Consider the following 25,475-nt stretch of genomic DNA (forward strand, 5'->3'; position numbering starts at 1 on the left):
GGTTAATGTTCTCTGTCGTTATGCTTGGTTGGCGGAACGGGGTCGTAACCACCGTCATTTAAAGGGTGACATTTTAATAGACGTTTCGCCGCTAACCAACAACCTTTTCGCGCTCCATGCGTTTTTACAGCTTCGATCGCATATTGAGAACATGTAGGGGTGAACCGACAGCGTGGCCCAAGAAGCGGGCTGATTGCCAGTTGGTAAAAGCGGACTAGTCTGACGACTAGCCACGCGACGGGCGAGACAGGCGATGCCATAACTTATCTAACAACGTAAATAGTTCTTCGTTACTCAAATCATTGGCTGATTTCTTAGCGATGACTACGAAGTCACAGGCTGGAAGCTGATGTTGTTTTAAACGGAAACTTTCGCGAACAACGCGCTTGAAGCGGTTTCTGTCGACAGCAGTTTTAATCTGTTTTTTAGGAACAGCCAGACCGAGACGGGGGTGGTCGAATTCGTTAGAACGGGCAAGAATAGTCAAGTGAGGAGAGCCAGCACGATGAGCTTGCTGGAAGACAGTTTTGTAATGTTCGGGAGTTAACAAACGTAACTCCCGAGAAAAAGCGTACTTATTCAAAATAATCGTCGATGATTACTTAGAAAGACGCTTACGGCCTTTAGCGCGACGTGCATTGATTGTTGCACGACCGTTCTTAGTTGCCATACGAGCACGGAAGCCGTGACTACGCTTACGCTTAAGAACAGAAGGTTGGAATGTGCGTTTCATGGTTTTACCTTAAATTAACTGATCAGTTTTTAAGTTTGTTAGATGTAATTAGCCATAATTGGACAATTACCACCAACAAAGAGGCGGAATTGTAATCACTGACCAACAAAGAGTCAATAATTATACCCACATCTAATGACGGGCGCTGCATTATACGTTTTATAGCGCGAAGTTCAAGGATCCTTATTGGATCCCAATTTGAGTCAAAAAGGCCTTTAGTCGCGGATCGTTAGGGTGATTAAAGATCTGCTGTGGTGGCCCTTGCTCTACAAATTGACCGTCGGCCATGAAGATCACTCTGTCGGCAACTTCGCGCGCAAACTGTAACTCATGGGTGACGATCAACATGGTTTGTCGCTGCTGTGCCAATTGTTTGATCAAGTTTAGCACTTCGTTTACCCACACAGGATCCAGCGCTGATGTGGGCTCATCTAGCAACAGTAATTCAGCATCTAACGCCATTGCACGACCAATCCCCACTCGCTGCTGTTGACCACCAGAAAGGGCGGCGGGGTAATGATTAGCTTTATCAGCTAAGCCAATATCGGTCAAAATACTCAGTGCTTGCTGTTGTGCTTGTTGATTGTCGAGTCCTTTAACAACTTTTAGCCCTTCACTGATATTTTGTTGGGCGGTAAGGTGATTAAATAACGCGTAATTTTGAAACACAAATCCGGTTTGGCGTCGCAGGGCTAAAATGTCATTTTTTTTAGGTTGCTGGCAATCAACCTCAACATTATTAATAGTGATAGTGCCGCTGTTAGCGCTATCAAGGTAATTAAGGCAACGTAAAAAGGTTGATTTACCTGTCCCTGATGGGCCGATAATTGCCACGATTTCGCCTTGGTTAATTTGTAGGTCGAGATCGCTAAAAACAGTATGTTCGCCAAAGCGCTTAGTGAGTTTTTTTATGTTTATCATCGTACATAGGCCTTGTCTAAACGTGTTTCAGCTAGCTGTTGTAAGCGAGTAAGCACTATCACTACAACCCAATATATTACTGCTACAGCAAGGAAAGCTTCAAAGAATTTAAAGCTTGATGAGGCTTCCATTTGTGCTTTTGCCATGATTTCAGGCACCCCAAGCGTAAAGGCTAGTGAGGTTGATTTGATCATATCAATAAAATAATTCATCAATGACGGTAACGCGATACGGGTTGCTTGCGGCAATATGATGCGACGCATGGTTTGCGATTCTGTCATTCCAATCGATAAGCTTGCTTCTCGTTGGCTGCGATCTACACCCATAATGGCGGCGCGAATACTTTCTGCCATATAGGCAGCAAAATGAAGACTAAGGCCGATCACTGCGGCGCTAAAAGCATTCAGTCCAACTAAGCCTGGCATCACTTGTGGCAAGCCATAATAGAGTAAAAAGAGTTGAACGAGTAACGGTGTACCACGGAAAAAACTGATATAAAGCTGCGTTAGCGAGTTCAGCACAGGCAGCTGATAAATACGAATTAAAGCGAGAATTAAGCCAAGTATCAGGGCAAAAACAGCCCCAAGTGCAGCCATAGATAATGTCGTTGGTAGGTATTTCAACAAAATAGGCATCAACGACAACATATAATTAAAATCAAAACCCATAATGGTGATCCGTTTTACTGATTAAGCAAGGTGAGACAGACTCCACCAGTGACAATTACTATCAATGGTGGAATGAAGATTATTGAGTGATATCGCTATGGAACCATTTGGTTGAGATCGCTTTTAAGGTGCCATCATCACGCATAGCCGTTAATGCCTTATTTACTTGTTGTTGTAATAACTCACCTTTGGCGTTATTTAAAAATGGCCATGCATTTTCAATGGTAGCAAAGGGTTTTCCGGCTAATTGTAACGGTAGTGGTTTACTATTAATGATCGCTAGCGACGATAAACGATCCATTACAAAGGCATCTGTGCGACCTAACGCCACATCTTGTTCAATACCACTATCATAGGTTTTGATATTAATTTGCTTAGCATTAGGTAACTGGCGCAATAACTGTTCATAGTTGGAACCGAGATTAACCCCTACTGTTTTTCCATCTAAGTCTGCAGGTGAGTGGATGCTCGTATTACCTTTACGAACCACAAGTTGTGCACCGTCAATAACATAAGGTTGGCTGAATAAAAATTTGGTTTGGCGGGCAGGTGTAATAGTAATTTGGTTAGAAATAGTATCAATTCGTCCTGTTTCTAGTTGACCAAATAAACCTGAAAAACTCGCAGTAACAAATTCAACTTGGTAATCGTTACGTTTGCCTATTTCATTCCATAGGTCGACTTCAAACCCCTGCAATTTATCTTTACTTACAAACGTGAATGGAAAATAACGACCAGACATGCCCACTTTAACTGTGGTTGCAGCCATGACACTCGTCGTTGTACAAGCAAGTAGTGTACTTGCAATCACAAGAGGTTTTATCCAGTTTTTCATTCGGTACATTCCTTACCTTGATAGAGATTTATTTGGTGAGGCCATCCTACCTTGGTATTAAATGGTAAAGATAATAATTAACAGTTATTTGAAATAACCATTTGTTTGGCTGATGACATATTACACTTCAATGTCATGCTTTTTTCGGCATATAGAAAGCGTGTATTTGGCATAGAAAGGTTACCCACAACGATGAATTTTCTCTGTGGATGATAATTGATGACGATATAATGGACATTATTAAGCAAAAACAGCATTAAACGGGGAATGAGCGACTTATATTTGTGATTGATGTGTTAATATAGCTGTGGGTAAAGGTAGGTTAAATTGTGCTGATCTTACATTTTATTGTGCGATCTATGTGCATAAGTTCGATCTTATTCACTGGATCTGCGATCTCTTTACTGGTGATCCTTGTTCAGCACGTATAAAATTATCCTCCTTTTATGTTTTGTTTATTCAGTGTGGAGTCTACCTTGTCATCTTCGCTATGGTTGCAGTGCCTTCAACGCCTTCAGGAAGAACTCCCTGCGACAGAATTCAGTATGTGGCTGCGTCCGCTTCAGGCTGAATTAAATGATCATACCTTGACATTATTTGCTCCTAATCGATTTGTATTAGATTGGGTGCGTGATAAATATCTTAATAATATTAATCGACTGCTGAATGAATTCTGCGGTGCTGACGCGCCGAGTCTGCGATTTGAAGTCGGTAGTAAACCTGTTGCGACACCGCCACAACCAGTTGCGCCGCCAGTATTTACCTTGCCACAATCAAAACCTCGTACTACTGAGCCTGAGCCGATGCATTACGAGCCTGCACCCTCTTCGATACAAGCTGAATCGCCAGGGGGCTATCGTTCAAATGTAAATCCTAAGCATAATTTTAATAATTTTGTTGAAGGTAAATCGAACCAGTTAGGTCTTGCTGCATGTCGTCAGGTATCAGACAACCCCGGTGCGGCGTATAACCCATTATTTTTATATGGCGGTACCGGTTTAGGTAAAACGCACTTATTGCATGCGGTGGGTAATGCGATCGCTAATCGTAAACCCAATGCTAAAGTGGTTTACATGCATTCAGAACGTTTTGTGCAAGATATGGTGAAAGCATTGCAAAATAACGCCATTGAAGAATTTAAGCGTTATTACCGTAGTGTCGACGCATTATTAATTGATGACATTCAATTTTTTGCTAATAAAGAGCGTTCACAAGAAGAATTTTTTCATACCTTTAATGCGTTATTAGAAGGTAATCAACAAATTATTCTTACTTCTGATCGTTACCCGCGTGAAATTAACGGGGTAGAAGATCGCTTAAAATCGCGTTTTGGGTGGGGATTAACGGTAGCGATTGAACCGCCAGAGCTTGAAACTCGCGTTGCTATTCTAATGAAGAAAGCCGAAGATCATAATATTCGATTGGCTGATGAAGTCGCGTTCTTTATCGCTAAGCGTTTACGTTCTAATGTGCGAGAGTTAGAAGGGGCATTGAATCGCGTTATTGCCAATGCTAATTTTACTGGTCGTGCAATTACGATTGATTTTGTGCGTGAAGCGTTACGCGATTTACTCGCATTACAAGAAAAGTTGGTAACCATTGATAATATTCAAAAGACGGTTGCTGAATATTATAAAATAAAGATGGCAGATATGCTGTCTAAGCGTCGTTCTCGTAGTGTTGCTCGTCCACGTCAAATGGCGATGGCACTGGCGAAAGAGCTGACAAACCACAGTCTTCCTGAGATTGGCGATGCCTTTGGTGGTCGCGATCATACTACCGTGCTCCATGCTTGTCGTAAGATCGAGCAATTACGTGAAGAAAGCCACGATATTAAAGAAGATTATTCAAACTTAATTAGAACGTTGTCGTCTTAATATGAAATTTACTGTTGAACGTGAACATTTATTAAAACCTTTGCAACAGGTAACTGGTGCACTAGGGGGTCGTCCGTCATTACCGATTCTAGGTAATATTCTGCTGCAAGTTGAGAATGGCTGTTTATCGATGACAGGCACCGATCTTGAAGTCGAATTGATCGCGAAGATTGCATTGGAAGGCGATTTTGAAGCTGGTGCAGTAACAGTACCGTCACGTAAATTTTTAGATATCTGCCGTGGTTTGCCTGATAGCGCGACCATTGCAGTTATCTATGAAGGTGATCGCGTTTTAATTCGCTCTGGTCGTAGTCGTTATACGTTAACAACGTTACCTGCTGCTGATTTTCCAAATATTGAAGATTGGCAAAGTGAGGTTGAATTTACCCTTGAGCAAGGGCGTATGCGTCAACTGATCGACAGTACTCAGTTTTCAATGGCAAACCAAGATGTTCGTTACTACTTAAATGGAATGTTATTTGAGACCGATGGTCAACATTTGCGTTCTGTCGCAACTGATGGTCACCGTATGGCTGTATGTGCGATTAATACTGGTCATGATTTACCAACCAAACAAATTATTGTGCCGCGTAAAGGGGTGCTTGAATTAGTGCGGTTGTTTGATAACCCTGAAGCCTTGGTTGATATTCAAATTGGTCATTCAAATTTACGCGCGACAGTGGGTAATTTTGTCTTTACCTCAAAGCTAGTTGATGGCCGCTTCCCTGATTATCGTCGTGTAATGCCACAAAATAGCACCAAATTCGTTGAAGCTAATTGTGATGAGATGCGTAAAGCATTTGCGCGAGCGGCTATTTTATCTAATGAAAAATTCCGTGGTGTTAGAGTCGGTTTATCTAATGGTGAAATACGGATCACGGCCAATAACCCGGAACAGGAAGAAGCAGAAGAGTTTCTTGATGTTGATTATGAGGGTGACAGCTTAGAGATTGGCTTCAACGTTAGTTATGTACTTGATGTTTTGAATACACTTAAGTGTGATCAAGTACGGTTGTCATTATCAGATGCTAATGCACCGTCATTAATTGAAGATGCAACCAATGATGAAGCTATGTATGTAGTAATGCCAATTAGATTGTAACTATGGCACTTACTCGATTATTGGTGCAGGATTTTCGTAATATTGCTCAGTGTGATATTGCATTAGCCAATGGGTTTAATTTTTTAGTTGGCGCTAATGGCAGCGGTAAAACCAGTGTCCTTGAAGCAATTCATTATCTAGGACACGGACGTTCATTCCGCAGCCATTTAACCAGTCGTGTAATTCGCCATGAACAGCAACAGCTATTTATTCATGGCCGAGTAACCGATAATAATGATCTCACTTTACCGGTGGGGATCAGTAAACAGCGTGATGGCACGACGGAAGTTAAAATTGGTGGAGAGGGTCATCAAAAGCTCGCTCAACTGGCGCAGATTTTGCCACTTCAGTTAATTACTCCTGAAGGGTTCGATTTATTAATTGGCGGACCTAAATTTCGACGGGCTTTTATTGATTGGGGTGTGTTTCATGTTGAACCAAAGTTCTATAATGCATGGAGCCGCTTAAAAAGACTAACGAAACAGCGTAATGCATTATTAAAGCAAGCACGTAGTTATCGTGAACTCAGTTATTGGGATCAAGAACTGGCATTACTTGCTGAGCAAATTAGTGTGTGGCGCCAAGATTATATTGATGCTGTTAAAATTAAAGCAGCTGAGATATGTCAGGTGTTTTTACCTGAGTTTGATATTCAGCTCGGTTTTTATCGAGGCTGGGAAAAAGAGACACCGTATGCTGAGCTGCTACAACGTAATTTTGAACGTGACTGTCAGCTTGGCTATACCGTAAGTGGGCCTCATAAGGCTGATTTACGCATCAAAGTTGCTGGAACACCGGTTGAGGACGTATTGTCCCGCGGTCAGTTAAAGTTAATGGTGTGTGCGTTGCGTTTAGCGCAAGGTTTACATCTAACCGAGACCACCGGCAAACAGTGTATTTACCTAATTGATGATTTTGCTTCCGAATTGGATAGCCATAGGCGAGCGTTGCTTGCGCAGCGATTAAAGGAAACTAACGCCCAAGTGTTCATTAGTGCTATTAGTCGCGAGCAAGTGGTTGATATGCTTGATGAAAATGGTAAGTTGTTCATGGTTGAACACGGTAAGATAACACAGGATAATTAAAGCGAGAGTAACTCAATGTCCAACAATTACGATTCATCAAGCATTAAGGTGCTTAAAGGCCTCGATGCGGTACGTAAGCGCCCAGGAATGTACATCGGTGATACTGATGATGGTACTGGCTTGCACCACATGGTTTTTGAGGTTGTCGATAACTCTATCGATGAGGCTCTTGCAGGTCACTGTGAAGATATCATTGTAACGATCCATGAAGATGGTTCGGTTTCGGTAAGCGATGACGGTCGTGGTATTCCGACTGAACTTCACGAAGAAGAAGGTGTGTCAGCTGCCGAAGTTATTATGACGGTACTTCACGCTGGTGGTAAGTTCGATGATAATTCTTACAAAGTGTCTGGTGGTCTTCACGGCGTGGGTGTTTCAGTTGTAAACGCCTTATCTGAGAAAGTTGAACTAACCATCAATCGTCAAGGGCATATTCACCAACAAATTTATCGTCATGGTGTGCCTGAAGCACCACTTGCGGTGATTGGTGATACGGATTGTACTGGTACCCGTTTACGCTTCTGGCCAAGTGAAGAAACTTTTACCAATATTGAATTCCATTACGAAATTTTAGCTAAACGTCTACGTGAATTGTCATTCTTGAATTCAGGTGTTTCTATCAAGTTAATTGATGAGCGTGAAGACGGTAAGCAAGATCACTTTATGTATGAGGGTGGTATTCGCGCGTTTGTAGAACACTTGAACCGCAACAAGACGCCGATTCACCAGAAAGTGTTTCACTTTGACAGTGAGCGTGAAGACGGTATTACCGTTGAAGTGGCAATGCAGTGGAATGACGGTTTCCAAGAAGGCGTTTACTGCTTTACTAACAACATCCCTCAACGTGATGGCGGTACTCACTTAGCGGGTTTCCGTGGCGCATTGACCCGTACTCTTAATTCATTTATGGATAAAGAAGGCTACTCAAAGAAAGCCAAAGCGGCGACATCTGGTGATGATGCACGTGAAGGTTTAGTGGCTGTTGTTTCGGTAAAAGTACCTGATCCTAAGTTCTCTAGCCAAACCAAAGATAAACTGGTTTCAAGTGAAGTGAAGAGCGCAGTTGAATCAGCAATGAACGAGAAGTTTGCCGAGTTCTTATTAGAAAGTCCGGCAGATGCAAAGATCATTTGTACTAAAATTATCGATGCTTCTCGTGCGCGTGAAGCGGCGCGTAAAGCACGTGAAATGACACGTCGTAAAGGCGCATTAGATTTAGCGGGTCTTCCAGGTAAACTTGCTGACTGTCAGGAAAAAGATCCTGCACTGTCTGAACTTTACATTGTGGAAGGGGACTCTGCTGGCGGTTCTGCCAAGCAGGGGCGTAACCGTAAAAACCAAGCGATTCTGCCACTAAAAGGTAAAATCCTCAACGTTGAAAAAGCCCGTTTCGATAAGATGCTATCTTCACAAGAAGTGGCAACGCTGATCACAGCTATGGGTTGTGGTATTGGCCGTGACGAGTACAACCCAGATAAATTGCGTTACCACAATATCATCATCATGACCGATGCCGATGTCGATGGTTCGCACATTCGTACGTTACTATTGACCTTCTTCTATCGTCAAATGCCAGAGCTTATTGAGCGTGGCCACATCTATATTGCTCAACCACCACTTTACAAAGTGAAGAAAGGTAAACAAGAGCAATACATTAAAGATGACGAAGAGATGAACCAGTACCAAACATCATTGGCACTGGATAATGCTTCTTTGTTTGCTAATGATGGTGCGCCAGCGATGACAGGTATGGCACTTGAAACGCTAGTGACGCAATACAATGGTGCGATGAAACTGATCGAACGCATGAGCCGTCGTTACCCAGCATTAATGCTGAATGAGTTAGTTTATCAACCTCGTTTAAGTACTGAAATGCTAGCTGATAGTGCGCAAGTTGAAGCATGGTTAACTCACCTTGTTGCAGCACTAAATACCAAGCAATCAGGTGAAAGTCAGTTTACGTTTGAAATCTTACGTGACGAAGAAAACAACGTCTTCGTACCTAAGGTTGTGGTACGTACTCATGGTGTTGATCATGACTACCCATTAAGCTTCGATCTACTGAACTCTAAAGAATACGCTAAATTAGCGGATCTTTCTGAAGCACTAGATGGCTTATTAGATGAGACAGCTTTTGTTCAACGTGGTGAGCGTAAACAACCGGTTTCAAGCTTTAAAGAAGTGCTTGAGTGGCTAAACAAAGAATCACGTCGTGGCTTATCTTTACAACGCTATAAAGGTCTGGGTGAAATGAACCCGAATCAGTTGTGGGAAACAACCATGGATCCTGATGTACGCCGTATGTTGCAAGTCACCATTAATGATGCTGTTGCAGCAGATGAATTGTTTACTTGTTTGATGGGTGATCAGGTTGAACCGCGCCGTAACTTCATTGAAGAGAATGCACTAAAAGTTGCTAACCTTGACGTCTAGTTTGTTGTTAGGTTAATACTTATAAAAACGCCGCTATCATTAGCGGCGTTTTTTTATGGATAATATTTGTCATCTACGTTGTATTTTATCTCGATAGTAATAGGGGAGGGCAGCATTAGCCTGCCGCATAAGCTCGTGTGATTTCTTCAGCTATTATCTTTATTCCTTGTTCCATCTGCTCATCACTTTGAACGTAGTTCATCCGTAAACATTGCTGACTATGTTGCCATGGTTGTTGTAAACCAATAAAGAAATATTCGCCAGGGACAATCAATACACCGCGGGCTTTTAAGCGTTGATATAGCGCTTTAGTGGTAATTGGTAATTCATCACACCATAACCATAAGAATATTGCCCCTTCAGGCTTATGGATTCGAAACCGTTCATCCTTGATATAGTGCTGTAATAAACTCACTGCATGCTGAGCTTTACGGTGGTAATAAGGACGAATCACTTCATGGCTTAGCCGTAATAGATCATTACGACTAATTAATTTGTCAGCAATCGCTGGCCCTAAACTGCCAGGAGCAAGATTGATAATGCCATTGATATTAGTGAGCGCGGTAATTATCTCTTTTTTAGCAATGACGATACCACAGCGAATCCCCGGTAATCCCAACTTAGATAAGCTCATACATAAGATAGTATTGTGGTTCCAAAATGGAGTGACATCAGCAAAGATAATATCAGGGAAAGGCATGCCATAGGCGTTATCGATAATCAGCGGAATATTGTGCGCTTGGGCAAGGGTATCGAGTTGTTTAATCTCATCATCAGTGAGTACATTACCGGTTGGGTTAGTCGGACGTGATGCACAAATAGCACCAATAGTGTCATCAATCACCAATTGGCTAAAATCGATATGGTATTTAAACAGGCCATTATCCAACACACTGATTGTCGGTTGGTAAGAGATAAACATATCCGGCTCAAGGCCAGCGTCTGCATAGCCAATATATTCTGGCGACAGCGGCAACAGAATTTTTTTATGGCTGCCATTCTGACATTTTCCGGCTAATAAATTAAATAAATTAAAGAAGGCACTTTGACTGCCATTGGTTAGGGTGATGTTGTCACTACTGATGTTCCAACCATAGTGGTGGTTGAGAAGTGTCGCGAGGGCAGTGATAAAACGGTCTTTGCCTTGCGGGCCATCGTAGTTGGTGATCGACGCGGTTAACTCTCCAGTCGTAGCCATGTCGGCCAGTAGTTGATTAAAATAGTCGACCATCGCCGGAATTTGAGCTGGGTTACCACCACCAAGCATAATGGCATCAGGGTTAGTCAGACCATCGTTTAGATCGTGCATTAATTGAGTAATGCCTGAATCGCCAGCGAACTTATCGCCAAAGCTAGAAAATTCCATGGTGCTATCGACCTCTATATCAGTGCAGGGTTACGTGCTTGCGATGCCCGTTAGTGGTGGGCGATAAATCAAAATACCTGATAGTGATCGGAAGTGAAACTTTTTGTTTGCTCTCGTGGTAGTGGTCGGCTGTGTCGATGTGTTTCACGTGGAACAAAGTTAAACCTTAAATATTTAGCCATAAAAAACCACGCCGAAGCGTGGTTTATTATTATCAACCAGTGCTAAAAGTTACTTTTGCAGTAATGAAATATCTGCTACTTGTAAGAACTGGTTACGTAATAAGTTAAGCAGTGCTAGACGGTTAACTTTAAGTTTTTCGTCTTCAGCCATCACCATTACGTTGTCAAAGAACGCATCAACAGCTTCGCGTAGTGATGCTAGCTCTGTTAATGCTTGTTGGTAATCACCTGCAGCAAAGACGGGTGCTAGCGTTGCAACAACAGCTTCAACTTTAGCAGCAAGTTCTTTTTCTGCCGCTTCAACTAATAAGCTGTTATCAACCGTTGTTGGTAGCTCACCGTCAAATTTAGCTAGAATATTACCAACACGTTTATTAGCCGCTGCTAGTGATTCAGCTGCGTCTAAGTCACGGAAATGACTTACCGCTTTAACACGTTTATCAAAGTCAGACGGTTGAGTTGGATGCATTGCTAGCACAGCTTGAATAACATCAATGCTGAAGCCTGCGTCTTGATACCATGCACGGAAACGACCAAGCATGAATTCAATAACATCAGAGTCAACGTTAGCGTTCGTTAGTTTGTCACCAAATAATGAGTGCGCTTTAGCAACTAAGTCAACAAGGTCTAAGTCGTAACCGTTTTCAACGATAATGCGTAACACACCTAAAGAAGCACGACGCAATGCAAATGGATCGCTGCCTTTTGGAGCTTGGCCAATACCAAAGATACCTACGATAGTATCTAGTTTGTCAGCCATTGCTACTGCAGAAGAAACACCAGTGCTTGGAAGTTGGTCACCAGCAAAACGAGGCATATATTGCTCGTTAAGGGCTAGTGCAACATCTTCAGCTTCACCGTCGTGGCGTGCATAGTGCATACCCATCACACCTTGAGTATCTGTAAATTCAAATACCATTGATGTCATTAGGTCACATTTAGCCAGTAGACCAGCACGTTTAGCATTAGTTACATCAGCACCAATCTTGTCAGCAATGTAGCCTGCAAGTTCAGTAATACGATCCGTCTTGTCTTTAATTGTACCCAATTGCTTTTGGAAGATAGCAGTCTCTAGTTGAGGCAGACGATCAACCAATTTACTCTTAAGGTCGGTATTAAAGAAGAACTCAGCATCAGCTAAACGTGGACGAACCACTTTCTCGTTGCCCGAGATAATTTGGCTTGGATCGTTAGAGATGATGTTTGATACGAAGATGAACTTAGGTACTAGCTTGCCTTCTGCATCATAAACCGGGAAGTACTTCTGATCGCCTTTCATGGTGTAAACTAAAGCTTCAGAAGGAACTTTTAAGAACTCTTCTTCAAAAGAAGCGGTTAGTACAACCGGCCACTCAACCAAAGAAGTCACTTCTTCAACAAGGTCATCTTCCAAGTCAGCAATACCACCGACAGCTTGAGCTGCTTTTTGAGCATCAGCTAAAATGATCGCTTTACGCGCTTCATAATCTGCCATTACTTTACCGCGCTCTTCTAAAATCGCAGGGTATTGATCAGCATTGTCGATAGTAAATTCAGCTTCACCCATGAAACGGTGGCCGCGAATGGTGCGTGCTGAAGCTACACCTAAAATAGTGCCTTCGATTAGCTCGTCACCCAACAGCATGGTTAGGGTTTTTACTGGACGGATAAATTGTGTTTCTTTATCACCCCAACGCATTGGGCGTGGGATTGGCAGTTTAGCCAGCGCTGCAGCTGCTAGTTCAGGTAGTAGTGTTTGGGCTGGTTGGCCTTTAACTTCTTGCTTGAACAGTAACCATTCACCTTTGTCGGTAACCATGCGCTCTGCTTGCTCAACCGTAATACCATTACCGCGCGCCCAACCTTGAGCCGCTTTAGTAGGATTACCGTCAGCATCAAAAGCAGCAGCAATTGCAGGGCCGCGTTTTTCGACGATTTTATCAGGCTGGTTTTCAGCAAGTGCCGTTACTTTAAGTGCTAGGCGACGTGGAGCCGCGTACCATTTAATACCTTGGTGAGGTAAATCCGCGGCTTTTAGCTCCGCTTCAAAGTTGGCTGCAAATGCTTCAGCTAGAGTACGAAGTGCCTTTGGCGGCAACTCTTCAGTACCTAGCTCAATTAAGAAATTCTTATCTGTCATGGCTATCCCTTACTTATCTTTTTTACACATTGGGAAGCCTAGTGCTTCACGTGATGCGTAGTAAGCTTCAGCAACTTGTTTGGTTACATTACGAATACGTAGAATGTAACGTTGACGCTCTGTCACTGAGATTGCTTTACGGGCATCAAGTAGGTTGAAAGCATGTGCTGCTTTCAAAATGCGCTCGTAAGCCGGTAGCGGCAGTGGTTGCTCAAGGGCTAATAGCTTAAGTGATTCTTTCTCGCATTGATCAAAGAAAGTAAATAGGAAATCAACATCAGCGTGTTCAAAGTTGTAAGTTGATTGCTCAACTTCGTTTTGATGGAAGATATCACCGTAGGTTACTTTACCTAGTGGGCCATCTGTCCAAACTAAATCATAAACCGAGTCAACGTTTTGAATGTACATTGCTAGACGTTCAATACCGTAAGTGATCTCACCAGTAACAGGCTTACACTCAAGGCCGCCAACTTGTTGGAAGTAAGTGAACTGCGTTACTTCCATACCGTTAAGCCAAACTTCCCAGCCAAGACCCCAAGCACCCAAGGTTGGGTTTTCCCAGTTGTCTTCTACAAAACGAATGTCATGTACTTTGGTATCAATACCGAGTACTTCTAATGAGCCTAGGTAAAGTTCCTGAATATTATCAGGAGACGGCTTAAGCATTACTTGGAACTGATAGTAATGCTGAAGACGGTTAGGGTTTTCACCGTAACGACCGTCAGTTGGACGGCGAGATGGTTGTACATACGCTGCTGCAATTGGTTCTGGACCTAGAGCTCGTAGACATGTCATTGGGTGCGAGGTGCCCGCGCCTACTTCCATGTCAAGAGGTTGCACAATAGTACAGCCTTGTTGGCCCCAGTAATCCTGCAGCGCGAGGATCATGCCCTGAAAGGTTTTAATATCGTATTTCTGCATTGTCAGCTTCGCGAGATTAGTGGATTAAATAGAGTAGTTATCCAGTATACCTTGCCTATCCATAGCCGAGTAGGGGAAGTGAGTGTTTTTTATCCATCTAAGTCGAGATTAAAGAAAATTCCTGAATATAACCGTATCACTGGCGTGGGCTGAGAAGGTATTTGACATTATTTTGATGGCGTAAATACAATGGTTGATTACAATAGCGTTAACAAATAGCTCGTTGGTATAAATATCGATTGAGCTTTATTCGATGTGCAATATGTATATCAATAACATAGGTATTTTAATTAAATGGCTCAAAATCAAGTGATGGCGTCAAAAACGTGGGTGAGAGCAGCAGTAATTTCTGTTGTTGCAGCTGTGACTCTTGCTGGTTGTTCAACGGTGAATCCTTACACGGGTGAATCACAAACAGCGAAAGGCACTGGTGGTTCAATCATCGGTGCGCTTGCTGGTGCTGCAATTGGCGTGGCTTCTTCAAGTAAGCACGATCGTGGTAAAGGCGCACTGATTGGTGCTGCTGCAGGTGCTGCACTGGGTGGCGGTGTTGGTTACTACATGGATGTTCAAGAAGCGAAACTACGTCAGCAGTTAGCATCTTCAGGCATTAGCGTGACACGTAATGGTAATAACATCATTTTAAATATGCCAAATGAAATTACGTTTGGTGTTGATCAGTCTTCATTAAATGGCCGTGCGATGGAAGCGTTACATAATGTAGCGTTAGTTGCTAAAGAGTACCCTAAAACTCAGCTTAACGTATTAGGCTTTACTGATAGCTCTGGTGCTGCTGCTTATAACTTGCGTCTATCACAAGTACGTGCTGGTGAAGTAGGTAACTACCTTATTCGTCAAGGTGTGAATGCAAATCGCGTTGTATCTCAAGGTCGTGGTGAAAATAGCCCGATTGCAACCAATAGTACTTCTCAAGGTCGTGCACAAAACCGTCGTGTAGAGATTATTCTTTCTCCACTAGGTTAATATTGCGGTGGTAACGATAGTTAAAACCATGGGCTTAGGTTCATGGTTTTTTTTGTTTTTAAAAGGATGATGACACGCGTTTCATGTGAAACTTTGGTGGAATTCGAATGTGCTAATAGCGTCTACAATGACGAATATTAAGCCAAGAATTGTGATTTTGGTGTCAGATAGTCGCAGGGGTTCGTGCTAGGGTAAAGCAATATATTACTCAGTGATGCACGATATATAGGCGACTTGAGGTTGCCGTAGGAGGTTTGAATGACACGGTTCTTAGCGATATCTCCCCAAAGTCAATGTTGGTTATTTCACATCGCATTAGTGCTGAATATTATTGGAATGATGTTAACTGATATGTGGTTACCAATGGTCGTTGGTGCCATTATTACCGCCTATTTATCTATTGATGCATGGGTTCGTTTGCGCTATGTGTTACCGCTTAAAAAAGAGCTTCAGCAGCTCCACCATCAACTTAATGAATTGCGCCAACAACACCATGATCAACAATAACAACCAAGCAGCGCGATGAAACGCTGCTTGATGGTTGATTAATTCGTTGCGCCTTTTTGAATCAGAAATCGATAGGGCTGGACTTCTGTTTCAGAGGCAAGCAGGGTGTGATCCATAAAGCGACAAAAACTCGGAATATCACGAGTAGTTGATGGGTCATCAGCGATAACTAATAAGGTCTCATTGGCAGCCATTTTTCTGACAGTTTTACGGACCATCATTACTGGTTCTGGACAACGAAGCCCTTGAGCATCGAGGCTGTGGGTCGGATTTTCAAAAATTGCAGTCATAATTTACACGTATTATTGGAGACGTTATGATCATACTGATGGATAAGAATTAATCAATAACGCTTGGCAAATCAAGATAAACTGTGTAACGTTATTAACAAGCTATTAACTTTCTTTCTAATGGATTAGGGGGATATTATGTTGACATCAATTGACCGAGTAATGATTTATGCCGTGTTGTGCATTATTTCATTTAGTACCATTATGCTTACCAGTCATCATCCAACAGGGTTGTTTGCGATGGGAGGTTTACTGGCTGCGATTGTCGGCTTATGGGTTGAAATCTCCAATAAAACGCAATTAAATCAGCAAAAAAAACAGCCTTAGTGCTGGCTTATATTGCCGATAATTACACGTTCCCGCTTTAAAAAGGCGGGATTTTTTTTATCTATCCCGCCATACTGGAGCCATATTGAATTTATTGTCAGCAGTAGAGATGTAAAACATGGAGCTCGAAGAAGTTTATCGTCGTGACTTAAATTTGCTGGTTGCGTTAAAAGTATTGTTGGAAGAATGCAGCGTCAGTAAAGCCGCAGTAAGGCTAAATCTGAGTCAATCTGCAATGAGTCGAGTGCTGGGACGATTACGTGATTTGCTTGGGGATCCTCTCTTTACCCGTCAAGGACAGTCATTATTACCGACCCAGCGCGCATTAGAATTAAATGCACAACTGAATGAGCCGCTAGAATCACTACGTATATTACTGACCCCAAGTGATTTTGAACCAGCGGCCTGCGAGCAAACATTTAAAATTGCGACTACCGATTATGCAATACAGACGATCTTGCCCTTTGCATTGCCGCGAATTTATCAAGAAGCCCCACACCTTTCATTAGAGTTTAGTCCGTTGCAACATGATAATTTGTTATCGCAGTTAACCACTGGCGGTTGTGATATGGCTATTTGTCGTCCAAGTGCTGATATGGACCCACTGTGTCATCAGTTGTTAGGGCGCGTGAGCGTATTTTGTTTGGTGAGTAAAAATCATCCACTGGCCAATAAGCAACTTACCTTTCAAGATTATTTGTCTTACCCACATGCAATGATTGCGGTGAGTGACGGGGTAAAGGCATTAATTGATGAGCAGTTACGAGGGCATCCTCAGCCGAAAATGGTATTGCGGGCTTATCATCTAGAAGCTGCATTGGCGATCATTGACCAAATGCCATTAATTATTACCGTTCCGGCAGACTTGGCCTATTTGGTGGCAGAGCGTTATCAGTTAATTGTGAAGCCATTACCGTTTGATTTTAAGCCATTTGATTATTCATTATTATGGCATGCACGTTGTGAGCATTCAGCATCACAAATATGGTTACGTAATATTATAAAAGAAGAGTGCGGTCGACTGATTAACTCACGTGTTCATGATATTGGTTTATTGTAGCGTTAAGGGATTGTAGCTAACAAAAAGGCCAGCACTTGGCTGACCTTAATCATTAACTAACAACTATTGAATAGTTATAGCTTGATCACGACACGACCTGTGATTTGACCATTAGTGATAGCTTCAGCACATTCAGGTACTTGCTCAAGCGATACTTCACGACATGCTTGCTCAAAGTAACTTGCAGGCAGTAATTCTGTTAGACGTTGCCATGCTTGTTGACGTTTTTCAAATGGGCACATTACTGAATCGATACCTTGCAAACGAACATTGCGTAGAATGAAAGGCATTACCGTCGTTGGTAAATCAAAACCGCCAGCAAGACCACAGATAGCAACTGCGCCGTTGTAGTTAATTTGGCTCAGTACTTTGGCCAATACTTTGCTACCCACTGTATCAATCGCGCCAGCCCATAATTGCTTATCAAGTGGACGAGCAGGCTCTTCAAACACACTACGATCAATAATCGTGGTTGCGCCTAGTTGCTTCAGTAATGGACCGTTAGTTTCAGCGCGGCCTGTTACTGCAGCGACTTTATAACCTAGCTGTGCTAGTAATGTGACAGCAACAGAGCCAACACCACCACTTGCACCAGTAACCAGAATTTCGCCGGCATCAGGAGTTACACCAGCATCGACAATTGCCTGTACACATAACATCGCTGTGAGACCAGCAGTACCCACCATCATTGCTTGCTTACCGTCAAGGTTAGTTGGTAATGGAACTAACCAATCTGCTTTTAGACGCGCTTTTTCAGCCATGCCGCCCCAATGGCCTTCGCCAACGCCCCAACCTGTAAGTACCACTTTGTCACCGACGTGGTAGCGTTCATCATTTGATTCAGCCACAGTACCAGTAAGGTCAACGCCTGGAACCATTGGGAATTGACGCACAATACGACCTTTACCTGTAATTGCTAAGCCATCTTTGTAATTTAATGAAGAGTAATCGACATCAATTAATACATCACCTTCAGGTAATTCAGATGTTGCCACTTGGCGAATAGTTGCTAGTGTTTTTTTATCTTCTTGTTCTAGTACTAGTGCTTTAAACATTGCAATACTCCGGAAAAAAATCATGATTAGCAATCAATATAAGCTTGAGTGTAGACGGCTTATGTTGATCAAGAAAATGAAACTTACTCATTGTATCTATGTGTAAGTTGCATGTCTTATAAGTCATCATATTAGCAAGCGTCATTCTCTTTATATTCAGAACAATATTCACTTATCTCAGCTTGTATGAGCATTATGATTCTACGCGCTCAAAGATAGTCGCAATGCCTTGCCCTAAACCGATACACATAGTGGCTAAGCCAAATTGAGCGTGTTTTTGTTCCATAAGGTTAATTAGCGTTGTTGAAATTCGAGCGCCTGAACAGCCCAATGGGTGGCCCAATGCAATCGCACCGCCATTGAGATTGATTTTGTCATCAAGTTGCTCCATTAACCCCAATGCTTTAATGCATGGCAGTGTTTGAGCGGCAAAGGCTTCATTGATTTCGATAACACCAATATCATCGAGGTGTAATCCTGCCCGTTGTAATGCTTTTTGAGTGGCTGGCACAGGACCAAATCCCATCAGTGATGGCTCGCAGCCCGCAATTGCCATGGCTTTAATACGCGCGCGAATCGGCAGTTCTAAGTTGCGTGCTTGTTGTTCATCCATTAATAACATTGCCGCCGCACCGTCAGATAATGCCGATGAAGTGCCCGCAGTGACGGTACCATTAACGGGATCAAAAATAGGCCGTAACTGACTTAACCCTGCGACGGTTGTGTCAGGCCGAATCACTTCATCAGTGGCATATTTTGTTAAAATACCCTCGCTGTCATGACCTTCTGTTGCAAATATTTCATTACTAAAGCGAGCTTCGATTGTGGCAGCATAAGCACGTTGATGAGAACGGGCGCCAAATTGATCCTGAAGCTCACGACTAATCGCATATTTTTTGGCTAGCATTTCGGCCGTGAGTCCCATCATGGCAGCTGCTTTAGCTACGGTTTTAGACAGTTGAGGGTGAAAATCAACCCCATGATTCATCGGTACATGGCCCATGTGTTCAACGCCGCCAACCAAACAGCTTTGAGCATCACCGACCATAATTGCCCGAGTGGCATCATGCAGCGCTTGCATAGATGATCCACAAAGGCGATTTACGGTCGTTGCGCCAACAGTACTCGGAATACCGGCGATTAAGGCTGCATTGCGGCCAATATTAAATCCTTGCTCTAACGTTTGTTGCACGCAGCCCCAATAAATATCTTCTAGATTGTTCGAATCTAATTGAGGGTTACGACTCAGTAATCCCCGCATTAAATGTGCCGATAACTCTTCAGCACGAACATGGCGAAATGCGCCACCTTTTGAGCGCCCCATTGGAGTACGGATACAGTCAACAATCACAACGTTATTCATCATCAAACTCCTTAATGGTGGGCCATCGTGATCGCAGTTGCTGCTGGGTAGTAGCATTCATCGGCTGCGGCTTTTGTTCTTAAGCCAGCCGGTACTTGATATAATGCACCGAGTGATTGGTAGCTATCAGCTAATGCGACATAGTTGGCTAAACCAATATGATCTAGGTAACGGAATACGCCGCCTCTAAAAGGAGGGAAGCCTAAACCGTAAACCAGTGCCATATCCGCCTCAGCAGGGGTGGCGATAATATTTTCTTCTAAGCAACGTACCACTTCATTAATCATCGGGATCAGCATGCGGTCGATGACAACAGTGCTATCAAAGTCAGTAGCTGTCGCTGCTATTGGTTGGAGTAATGTTGCGGTTTGTGGATCGAATATCTTTTTGGGTTTGCCTTTTTTATCCGTGCAGTAACTAAAAAATCCAGCCCCGGTTTTTTGGCCGAAACGTTGGTGTTGGTATAGCACATCAACGGCATCGGTATAGTGTTTTGCCATCCGTTGCGGAAAGCCTTGCGCCATGACTTTTTGAGCGTGGTGAGCGGTATCAATACCAACCACATCTAATAGATAAGCCGGCCCCATTGGCCAGCCAAAATCTTGCTCCATAATGGTATCAATTTGAACGTAATCACCGCCATCACGCAGCAACAAACTAAATGCAGCCAAATAAGGAAATAAAACGCGATTAACGAAAAATCCGGGACAATCATTGACGACGATGGGGGTTTTTCCTATTTTGGCAGCGTAAGCAACCACACGATCAATAGTTTCATTGGAGGTATGTTTACCGCGAATGATCTCAACCAAGGGCATTTTGTGAACTGGATTAAAAAAGTGCATACCACAAAAATTTTGTGGGCGTTGTAATGATTGAGCCAGTAAATTAATTGGAATGGTTGAAGTGTTTGATGTTAGCACAGTCGTCGCATCAACTTGCTGCTCAACCTCTGCCAATACCGTGGCTTTTATGGTTGGGTTTTCAATCACCGCTTCAATAACGATATCAACATGACAGCTATCACTATAAGTTAATGTTGGCGTGATGGTGGCTAATGTTGCTGCCATTTGTAAACCATCGATACGACCACGAGTAAGCTTTTTATTGAGTAACTTCGCTGCTTGCTCCATACCGAGTGTTAACGCGTCAGCCGCAATATCTTTCATTATTACGGGGACGTGATGAGTCGCTGATTGGTAAGCAATACCTCCTCCCATAATCCCCGCGCCTAGTACCATTGCTTGTTGTGTTGCTGGTGCGATTTTTATTGCTTGTTTAGCTTGGTTCTTGATGTATTGATCGTTGAGGAAAATACCCACTAATGCTTGAGCAATATCAGTTTTAGCGAGGGTGACAAAGTGTTTATTTTCAATCGCAAGTGCGGAGTCACGATTGCAAATTGCCGCTGTTTCTATAGCCGTTACTGCAGCTATTGGAGCAAGATAATGTTTACCGGCAATGTTTGCTACCATCGCTTTAGCCGTTGTAAAGCTCATTAAAGCTTCAGTAGTACTTAACGGCAGAGGAGCTTGTTTTTGATGGCGACGTTGTTGCCAATCTAAATCACCAGCTATTGCTTGTTTGATTATAGTTAATGCAGCGGTTGGCAATATATCTGTGGCCACTACGGCATCGATTAAGCCTATTTTTAATGCCGCTGCTGCGGTTTTATCTTTACCTGCAGTAATTATTTCCATCGCACTATCGGCACCAATTAAACGTGGTAAACGTACTGTGCCTCCAAAGCCGGGCATGATGCCAAGTTTGGTTTCTGGTAGCCCTATTCGTGCTTGATGATCAGCAATTCTAAAGTCAGTCGCGAGTACACATTCGCAACCACCACCAAGGGCATAACCATTAATGGCTGCAATGGTTGGGACTGGCAGATCTTCTAATTTATTAAAAATAGTGTTGGCGTGATGAAGCCATTCTGAAAGTTGATCAGCAGGTAGAGCGAATAAGCCTAAAAACTCAGTAATATCAGCACCAACAATAAAAGCAGCTTTGGTTGAGCGTAATATCACCCCTTTGAGTTTAGGTTGTTGATAGAGCGCATCAAGTGCCAAACTAAAACTTTCAAGAGTAGCAAGATCAAATTTATTGACCGTGGATGGGGCATCAAAAATAACTTCAGCAATGCCATCTTCGAGATAATTAACTGCGACTGTTTCACCGTGGTAAATCATGTTCTATCTCCATATATTCCATTCTATGACGGATTAGGTGTGATTTAACTGGTTTGACCTGTGTAGTAATATTTAGTCTGAACCGCAATTGGCACAAATTCAATAATTAATTTAAACATTTGTTTAACATTGTCGACTAGTGCATCATCTTTAATACAAAGGCTGCTTTGACAGTATGCGCAACAGCTAATAATGGACATTACTTTGGTAGTAGTAGGAATATGTTATGCTGCCACTCTTTTTTTATGATGGGATCTATTTTATGTCAACTTCTGAGCCTTATTTAATCCCACTGCAAGCAGTAACTTTTGAAGAAGAAATAAAGAAAAGCCACTTTATTACTTATTTAGCACATACCGCTTCAATTGATGCCGCTAAACAGTTTATTGCTGAAATAAAGGCAGTTCATGCTACAGCCAATCATCATTGCTGGGGGTTTGTGGCTGGCAGACCCACAGATTCAATGTTGTGGGGCTTTAGTGATGATGGTGAGCCATCTGGTACCGCGGGTAAACCAATACTCGCACAATTAACGGGCAGTGGTGTTGGTGAATTGACAGCGGTAGTTGTGCGCTATTTCGGTGGTATTCATTTAGGGACTGGGGGGTTAGTTAAAGCCTATGGTGGTGGTGTGCAACGCGCATTAACGTTACTAACTACACAACAAAAGATCATCACCAGTGAGTTGTATTTATGTTGCGATTATAATCAAATTTCATTAGTTGAAGCCTTATTAGAAGAATATAACGCGACTCAACTTGAAGCTGATTATGGTCAACAAGTAAAGATGCATTTAGCACTTGATAGTCGAATCGTGACCGAGTTTAGTACCAAATTAATTAATCGCAGTGGTGGACGGATCGTCGCAACAGCAACACCAGAGAGTTAACCACTATTTATTATGTATTTTAAAATGAGGGCCGATTAAGGCCATGCAGTTTCGTTCAATTACTCGTATTGTTGGGCTATTGCTCGCTTTATTTAGTGTCACTATGTTAATTCCTGCATTGGTAGCGCTGATCTATCGTGATGGTGCAGGGTTTCCTTTTGTAGTGACGTTCTTTTTATTATTAGCGGGAGGGTCATCATTATGGTTTCCTAACCGTTACCAAAAACATGAACTAAAAGCCCGTGATGGTTTTTTGATAGTAGTGTTATTTTGGGGGGTTATTGGCAGTGCAGGTGCGGTGCCTTTTCTATTATCTAAAAATCCTGACTTGTCGGTTGCTGACTCCTTTTTTGAATCATTTTCTGCACTGACAACAACCGGTGCAACAGTTATTGTAGGGCTTGATCATTTACCCAAAGCGATTTTATTTTACCGTCAGTTATTACAATGGTTTGGTGGCATGGGAATCATTGTTTTGGCTGTTGCGATATTGCCCGTTTTAGGTGTCGGTGGTATGCAGCTTTACCGTGCTGAAACGCCTGGGCCTGTCAAAGACAGTAAGATGACACCGCGAATAGCAGAAACGGCTAAAACATTATGGTATATCTACCTCGCGTTAACTATTGCTTGTGCATTAGCGTTTTGGCTTGCAGGTATGAGTGGCTTTGATGCGATATCACACAGTTTCTCAACCATTGCGATAGGTGGCTTCTCAACTCACGATGCCAGTATTGGTTATTTTAATAGTCCGACGATTAATATCATCACGGTTTGTTTCCTTTTAATCTCGGCTTGTAATTTCTCACTCCACTTTGCTGCGTTTGGTAATGGCAATATAAATCTAAAAACCTATTGGCGAGATCCTGAATTTCGAGCGTTTTTTGTGGTGCAATTTATTTTATTTGCGATTTGTTTTGGAATGTTATTAAAGCATCACTCTTATGACAGTGCTTTTGATGCCTTTGATCAAGCATTATTCCAAACCGTATCGATATCAACCACAGCAGGGTTTACCACTACCGGATTCTCAGACTGGCCGTTATTTTTACCCGTGCTATTACTGTTTTCCTCTTTTATCGGTGGCTGTGCTGGCTCGACGGGGGGGGGCATGAAAGTTATTCGAATGTTGCTACTTTCATTGCAAGGAGTACGAGAGTTAAAGCGCTTAGTGCATCCACGTGCGGTCTATACCATAAAATTAGGTCGTAAAGCATTACCACAACGAGTTGTTGATGCTGTGTGGGGGTTCTTCTCGGCTTATGCGCTGGTATTTGTGGTGTGCATGCTGGCATTGATTGCGACAGGTATTGATGAGTTAACTGCATTTTCTGCCGTGGCTGCGACGCTTAATAATTTAGGGCCCGGTTTAGGAGAAGTGGCGGTGCATTTTGGCCAAATAAATGATTCAGCGAAATGGATCCTTATTATTGCTATGCTATTTGGTCGTTTAGAAGTGTTTACATTATTAGTTTTATTTACACCGACCTTTTGGCGTAATTAAAGGAGCAATCATGGAAAAGGTATTACTACTGCATTCTAGTTGTGAAGGACAAACGATTAAAATCCTTAACTATATAGAGCAGAACCTAGGTGAACAGTATCAATGTGATTATGCTGATATTCATCTAAAGCCAACAATTGATTTCAGTGGGTACGATCGCGTACTTATTGGTGCTTCTGTGCGTTATGGACATTTAAACAAAAAGCTTTATCAATTTATTGATAGTAACCGTGAAAATCTTGAGCAAACAAAGGTCGCTTTTTTTTGCGTGAACTTAACAGCCCGTAAAGAAGGCAAAGATACGCCAGCAACGAGTGCTTATGTGAAGAAATTTCTATTGAAATCCCCATGGCACCCGAAAATGATGGCGGTGTTTGCTGGTGCGTTGCGTTATCCGCGATATAACTTTTTTGATCGCACTATGATTAAGCTCATAATGAAACTAACGGGCGGTGAAACTGATACAACCAAAGAAGTGGAATATACCGACTGGCAGAAAGTGTCTAACTTTAGTCAACAATTCAGAGCACTATAATTGGATTATTGAACGCTTTGTTTGCTTTTTGATCTAACGAGCCGTTTTTATTAATTATTTGCATAAAAATAGTTGCGATGACGGCAGTTGTCTTTATACTGCTGCTCTATCGAAACAGTGAGCGGCTTATAAATAAGGCGTTATGCTTCAATCGATTGGATAATGAGTCAGATGAAATAAATTTTAAAAAAAAGTGGTTGACACTTTATGTTATTTCGCTAGAATGGCCATCCACTTCAACGGTAACGGCTAAGCAGCTAAATGTTTGCTCTATCGAAGAAGAATGTTCTTTAACAATTTGACCATGCAATCTGTGTGGGCACTCGTTGAATAGTTAAGTCGAAAGATTTATCAATGAACTGAGTGACCAATACAAATAACTACGGTTATTTGGCACAGTCAATTCATTATCGTTCTGTTGGAACGATAATAGCTTTAAAATTACTAAGGTAGTTTTGAAGTCAGTATTCATTGAGCCGTTTCGAAAGAAACAACAAAACTTTAATTGAAGAGTTTGATCATGGCTCAGATTG

24 protein-coding genes are annotated in these 25,475 nt (G+C 42.4%); 11 read left to right on the plus strand and 13 right to left on the minus strand.

All coding sequences use genetic code 11. The annotated features are described in order from the left end of the window. Nucleotides 1-2: 2 nt before the first annotated feature. The 6 genes from yidD to PMAL9190_RS18050 form a co-directional block, all read right to left on the minus strand. Nucleotides 3-260, minus strand: a complete 258-nt coding sequence (gene yidD, locus PMAL9190_RS18025; RefSeq protein WP_080159046.1) for a membrane protein insertion efficiency factor YidD — start codon at nucleotides 258-260, stop codon at nucleotides 3-5. Then, nucleotides 227-583, minus strand: coding sequence for a ribonuclease P protein component (gene rnpA, locus PMAL9190_RS18030; RefSeq protein ID WP_082732189.1), 357 nt, complete (start codon nucleotides 581-583; stop codon nucleotides 227-229). Before rnpA ends, yidD begins: the two co-directional genes overlap by 34 nt. A 15-nt stretch (nucleotides 584-598) precedes the next feature. Further along, the gene (gene rpmH, locus PMAL9190_RS18035) at nucleotides 599-733 is read right to left on the minus strand and encodes a 50S ribosomal protein L34 (RefSeq protein WP_006233350.1); all 135 of its coding nucleotides are present in this window, start codon (nucleotides 731-733) and stop codon (nucleotides 599-601) included. A gap of 183 nt (nucleotides 734-916) precedes the next feature. Next, nucleotides 917-1,654, minus strand: coding sequence for an amino acid ABC transporter ATP-binding protein (locus PMAL9190_RS18040; RefSeq protein WP_087846544.1), 738 nt, complete (start codon nucleotides 1,652-1,654; stop codon nucleotides 917-919). Continuing rightward, on the minus strand, nucleotides 1,651-2,322 hold the full coding sequence (locus tag PMAL9190_RS18045) for an amino acid ABC transporter permease (protein WP_087846546.1): 672 nt from the start codon (nucleotides 2,320-2,322) through the stop codon (nucleotides 1,651-1,653). Before PMAL9190_RS18045 ends, PMAL9190_RS18040 begins: the two co-directional genes overlap by 4 nt. Nucleotides 2,323-2,401: 79 nt before the next feature. Next, the gene (locus tag PMAL9190_RS18050) at nucleotides 2,402-3,157 is read right to left on the minus strand and encodes an amino acid ABC transporter substrate-binding protein (protein ID WP_087846548.1); all 756 of its coding nucleotides are present in this window, start codon (nucleotides 3,155-3,157) and stop codon (nucleotides 2,402-2,404) included. A 476-nt stretch (nucleotides 3,158-3,633) separates the two neighbouring features. On the opposite strand from PMAL9190_RS18050, the gene dnaA reads away from it, so the two are divergent. Genes dnaA through gyrB form a run of 4 tightly spaced genes read left to right on the plus strand, consistent with a single transcriptional unit; the run spans nucleotide 3,634 to nucleotide 9,654 of the window. Beyond that, the gene (gene dnaA, locus PMAL9190_RS18055) at nucleotides 3,634-5,034 is read left to right on the plus strand and encodes a chromosomal replication initiator protein DnaA (protein WP_087846550.1); all 1,401 of its coding nucleotides are present in this window, start codon (nucleotides 3,634-3,636) and stop codon (nucleotides 5,032-5,034) included. Between the two features lies 1 nt (nucleotide 5,035). Then, complete coding sequence (dnaN, locus tag PMAL9190_RS18060) at nucleotides 5,036-6,136, plus strand: DNA polymerase III subunit beta (RefSeq protein ID WP_087846552.1); 1,101 nt, start codon at nucleotides 5,036-5,038, stop codon at nucleotides 6,134-6,136. A 2-nt stretch (nucleotides 6,137-6,138) separates the two neighbouring features. Next, nucleotides 6,139-7,221, plus strand: a complete 1,083-nt coding sequence (recF, locus tag PMAL9190_RS18065) for a DNA replication/repair protein RecF (protein ID WP_087846554.1) — start codon at nucleotides 6,139-6,141, stop codon at nucleotides 7,219-7,221. Nucleotides 7,222-7,236: 15 nt separating this feature from the next. Then, nucleotides 7,237-9,654 carry a DNA topoisomerase (ATP-hydrolyzing) subunit B gene (gene gyrB, locus PMAL9190_RS18070; RefSeq protein ID WP_087846556.1) on the plus strand — a complete coding sequence of 806 codons (2,418 nt, stop codon included), beginning with the start codon at nucleotides 7,237-7,239 and terminating at the stop codon, nucleotides 9,652-9,654. A gap of 115 nt (nucleotides 9,655-9,769) precedes the next feature. On the opposite strand, the gene PMAL9190_RS18075 is transcribed toward gyrB, so the two are convergent. From PMAL9190_RS18075 to glyQ, 3 genes are all read right to left on the minus strand, one after another. Next, nucleotides 9,770-11,020 carry a valine--pyruvate transaminase gene (locus tag PMAL9190_RS18075; protein WP_087846558.1) on the minus strand — a complete coding sequence of 417 codons (1,251 nt, stop codon included), beginning with the start codon at nucleotides 11,018-11,020 and terminating at the stop codon, nucleotides 9,770-9,772. A 231-nt stretch (nucleotides 11,021-11,251) separates the two neighbouring features. After that, nucleotides 11,252-13,321: a glycine--tRNA ligase subunit beta gene (glyS, locus tag PMAL9190_RS18080; RefSeq protein ID WP_087846560.1), complete on the minus strand. Its 2,070-nt coding sequence runs from the start codon at nucleotides 13,319-13,321 to the stop codon at nucleotides 11,252-11,254. A gap of 9 nt (nucleotides 13,322-13,330) precedes the next feature. Beyond that, a complete protein-coding gene (gene glyQ, locus PMAL9190_RS18085; RefSeq protein WP_087846562.1) occupies nucleotides 13,331-14,242 on the minus strand; it encodes a glycine--tRNA ligase subunit alpha in 912 nt (303 codons plus the stop codon). 294 nt (nucleotides 14,243-14,536) lie between these two features. Between glyQ and PMAL9190_RS18090 the strand changes: the two genes are divergently transcribed. Together PMAL9190_RS18090 and PMAL9190_RS18095 are read left to right on the plus strand one after the other, a co-directional pair. Next, nucleotides 14,537-15,226 (plus strand): YiaD family glycine zipper/OmpA-like lipoprotein, encoded by a 690-nt coding sequence (locus tag PMAL9190_RS18090; RefSeq protein WP_087846564.1) that lies wholly within the window; start codon nucleotides 14,537-14,539, stop codon nucleotides 15,224-15,226. A gap of 258 nt (nucleotides 15,227-15,484) precedes the next feature. Next, complete coding sequence (locus PMAL9190_RS18095; RefSeq protein ID WP_087846566.1) at nucleotides 15,485-15,733, plus strand: hypothetical protein; 249 nt, start codon at nucleotides 15,485-15,487, stop codon at nucleotides 15,731-15,733. Between the two features lie 38 nt (nucleotides 15,734-15,771). Here PMAL9190_RS18095 and tusA read toward each other — a convergent pair whose 3' ends face one another. After that, on the minus strand, nucleotides 15,772-16,023 hold the full coding sequence (tusA, locus tag PMAL9190_RS18100; protein ID WP_087846568.1) for a sulfurtransferase TusA: 252 nt from the start codon (nucleotides 16,021-16,023) through the stop codon (nucleotides 15,772-15,774). 138 nt (nucleotides 16,024-16,161) lie between these two features. Between tusA and PMAL9190_RS18105 the strand changes: the two genes are divergently transcribed. Both PMAL9190_RS18105 and PMAL9190_RS18110 read left to right on the plus strand, forming a co-directional pair. After that, complete coding sequence (locus PMAL9190_RS18105; protein ID WP_087846569.1) at nucleotides 16,162-16,350, plus strand: hypothetical protein; 189 nt, start codon at nucleotides 16,162-16,164, stop codon at nucleotides 16,348-16,350. Between the two features lie 118 nt (nucleotides 16,351-16,468). Continuing rightward, nucleotides 16,469-17,410, plus strand: a complete 942-nt coding sequence (locus tag PMAL9190_RS18110; protein WP_087846571.1) for a LysR family transcriptional regulator — start codon at nucleotides 16,469-16,471, stop codon at nucleotides 17,408-17,410. Between the two features lie 74 nt (nucleotides 17,411-17,484). On the opposite strand, the gene acuI is transcribed toward PMAL9190_RS18110, so the two are convergent. The 3 genes from acuI to fadB form a co-directional block, all read right to left on the minus strand. After that, a complete protein-coding gene (gene acuI / locus PMAL9190_RS18115) occupies nucleotides 17,485-18,465 on the minus strand; it encodes an acrylyl-CoA reductase (NADPH) (RefSeq protein WP_087846573.1) in 981 nt (326 codons plus the stop codon). A gap of 193 nt (nucleotides 18,466-18,658) precedes the next feature. Continuing rightward, nucleotides 18,659-19,828, minus strand: coding sequence for an acetyl-CoA C-acyltransferase FadA (fadA, locus tag PMAL9190_RS18120; RefSeq protein WP_087846575.1), 1,170 nt, complete (start codon nucleotides 19,826-19,828; stop codon nucleotides 18,659-18,661). Nucleotides 19,829-19,839: 11 nt separating this feature from the next. Next, nucleotides 19,840-22,017, minus strand: coding sequence for a fatty acid oxidation complex subunit alpha FadB (fadB, locus tag PMAL9190_RS18125; protein WP_087846577.1), 2,178 nt, complete (start codon nucleotides 22,015-22,017; stop codon nucleotides 19,840-19,842). 262 nt (nucleotides 22,018-22,279) lie between these two features. Here fadB and PMAL9190_RS18130 point away from each other — a divergent pair, with 262 nt between their 5' ends. From PMAL9190_RS18130 to hemG, 3 genes are read left to right on the plus strand one after another with little or no spacing between them, the layout of a single operon-like run. Further along, on the plus strand, nucleotides 22,280-22,906 hold the full coding sequence (locus PMAL9190_RS18130) for a YigZ family protein (protein ID WP_087846581.1): 627 nt from the start codon (nucleotides 22,280-22,282) through the stop codon (nucleotides 22,904-22,906). A gap of 43 nt (nucleotides 22,907-22,949) precedes the next feature. Next, nucleotides 22,950-24,407, plus strand: a complete 1,458-nt coding sequence (locus PMAL9190_RS18135; RefSeq protein WP_087846579.1) for a TrkH family potassium uptake protein — start codon at nucleotides 22,950-22,952, stop codon at nucleotides 24,405-24,407. A 10-nt stretch (nucleotides 24,408-24,417) separates the two neighbouring features. Beyond that, on the plus strand, nucleotides 24,418-24,942 hold the full coding sequence (gene hemG, locus PMAL9190_RS18140; protein ID WP_065167749.1) for a menaquinone-dependent protoporphyrinogen IX dehydrogenase: 525 nt from the start codon (nucleotides 24,418-24,420) through the stop codon (nucleotides 24,940-24,942). Nucleotides 24,943-25,475 lie beyond the last annotated feature (533 nt).

Origin of the sequence: Photobacterium malacitanum (genome assembly GCF_900185615.1) — a bacterium.
GTDB classification, from domain to species: domain Bacteria; phylum Pseudomonadota; class Gammaproteobacteria; order Enterobacterales; family Vibrionaceae; genus Photobacterium; species Photobacterium malacitanum.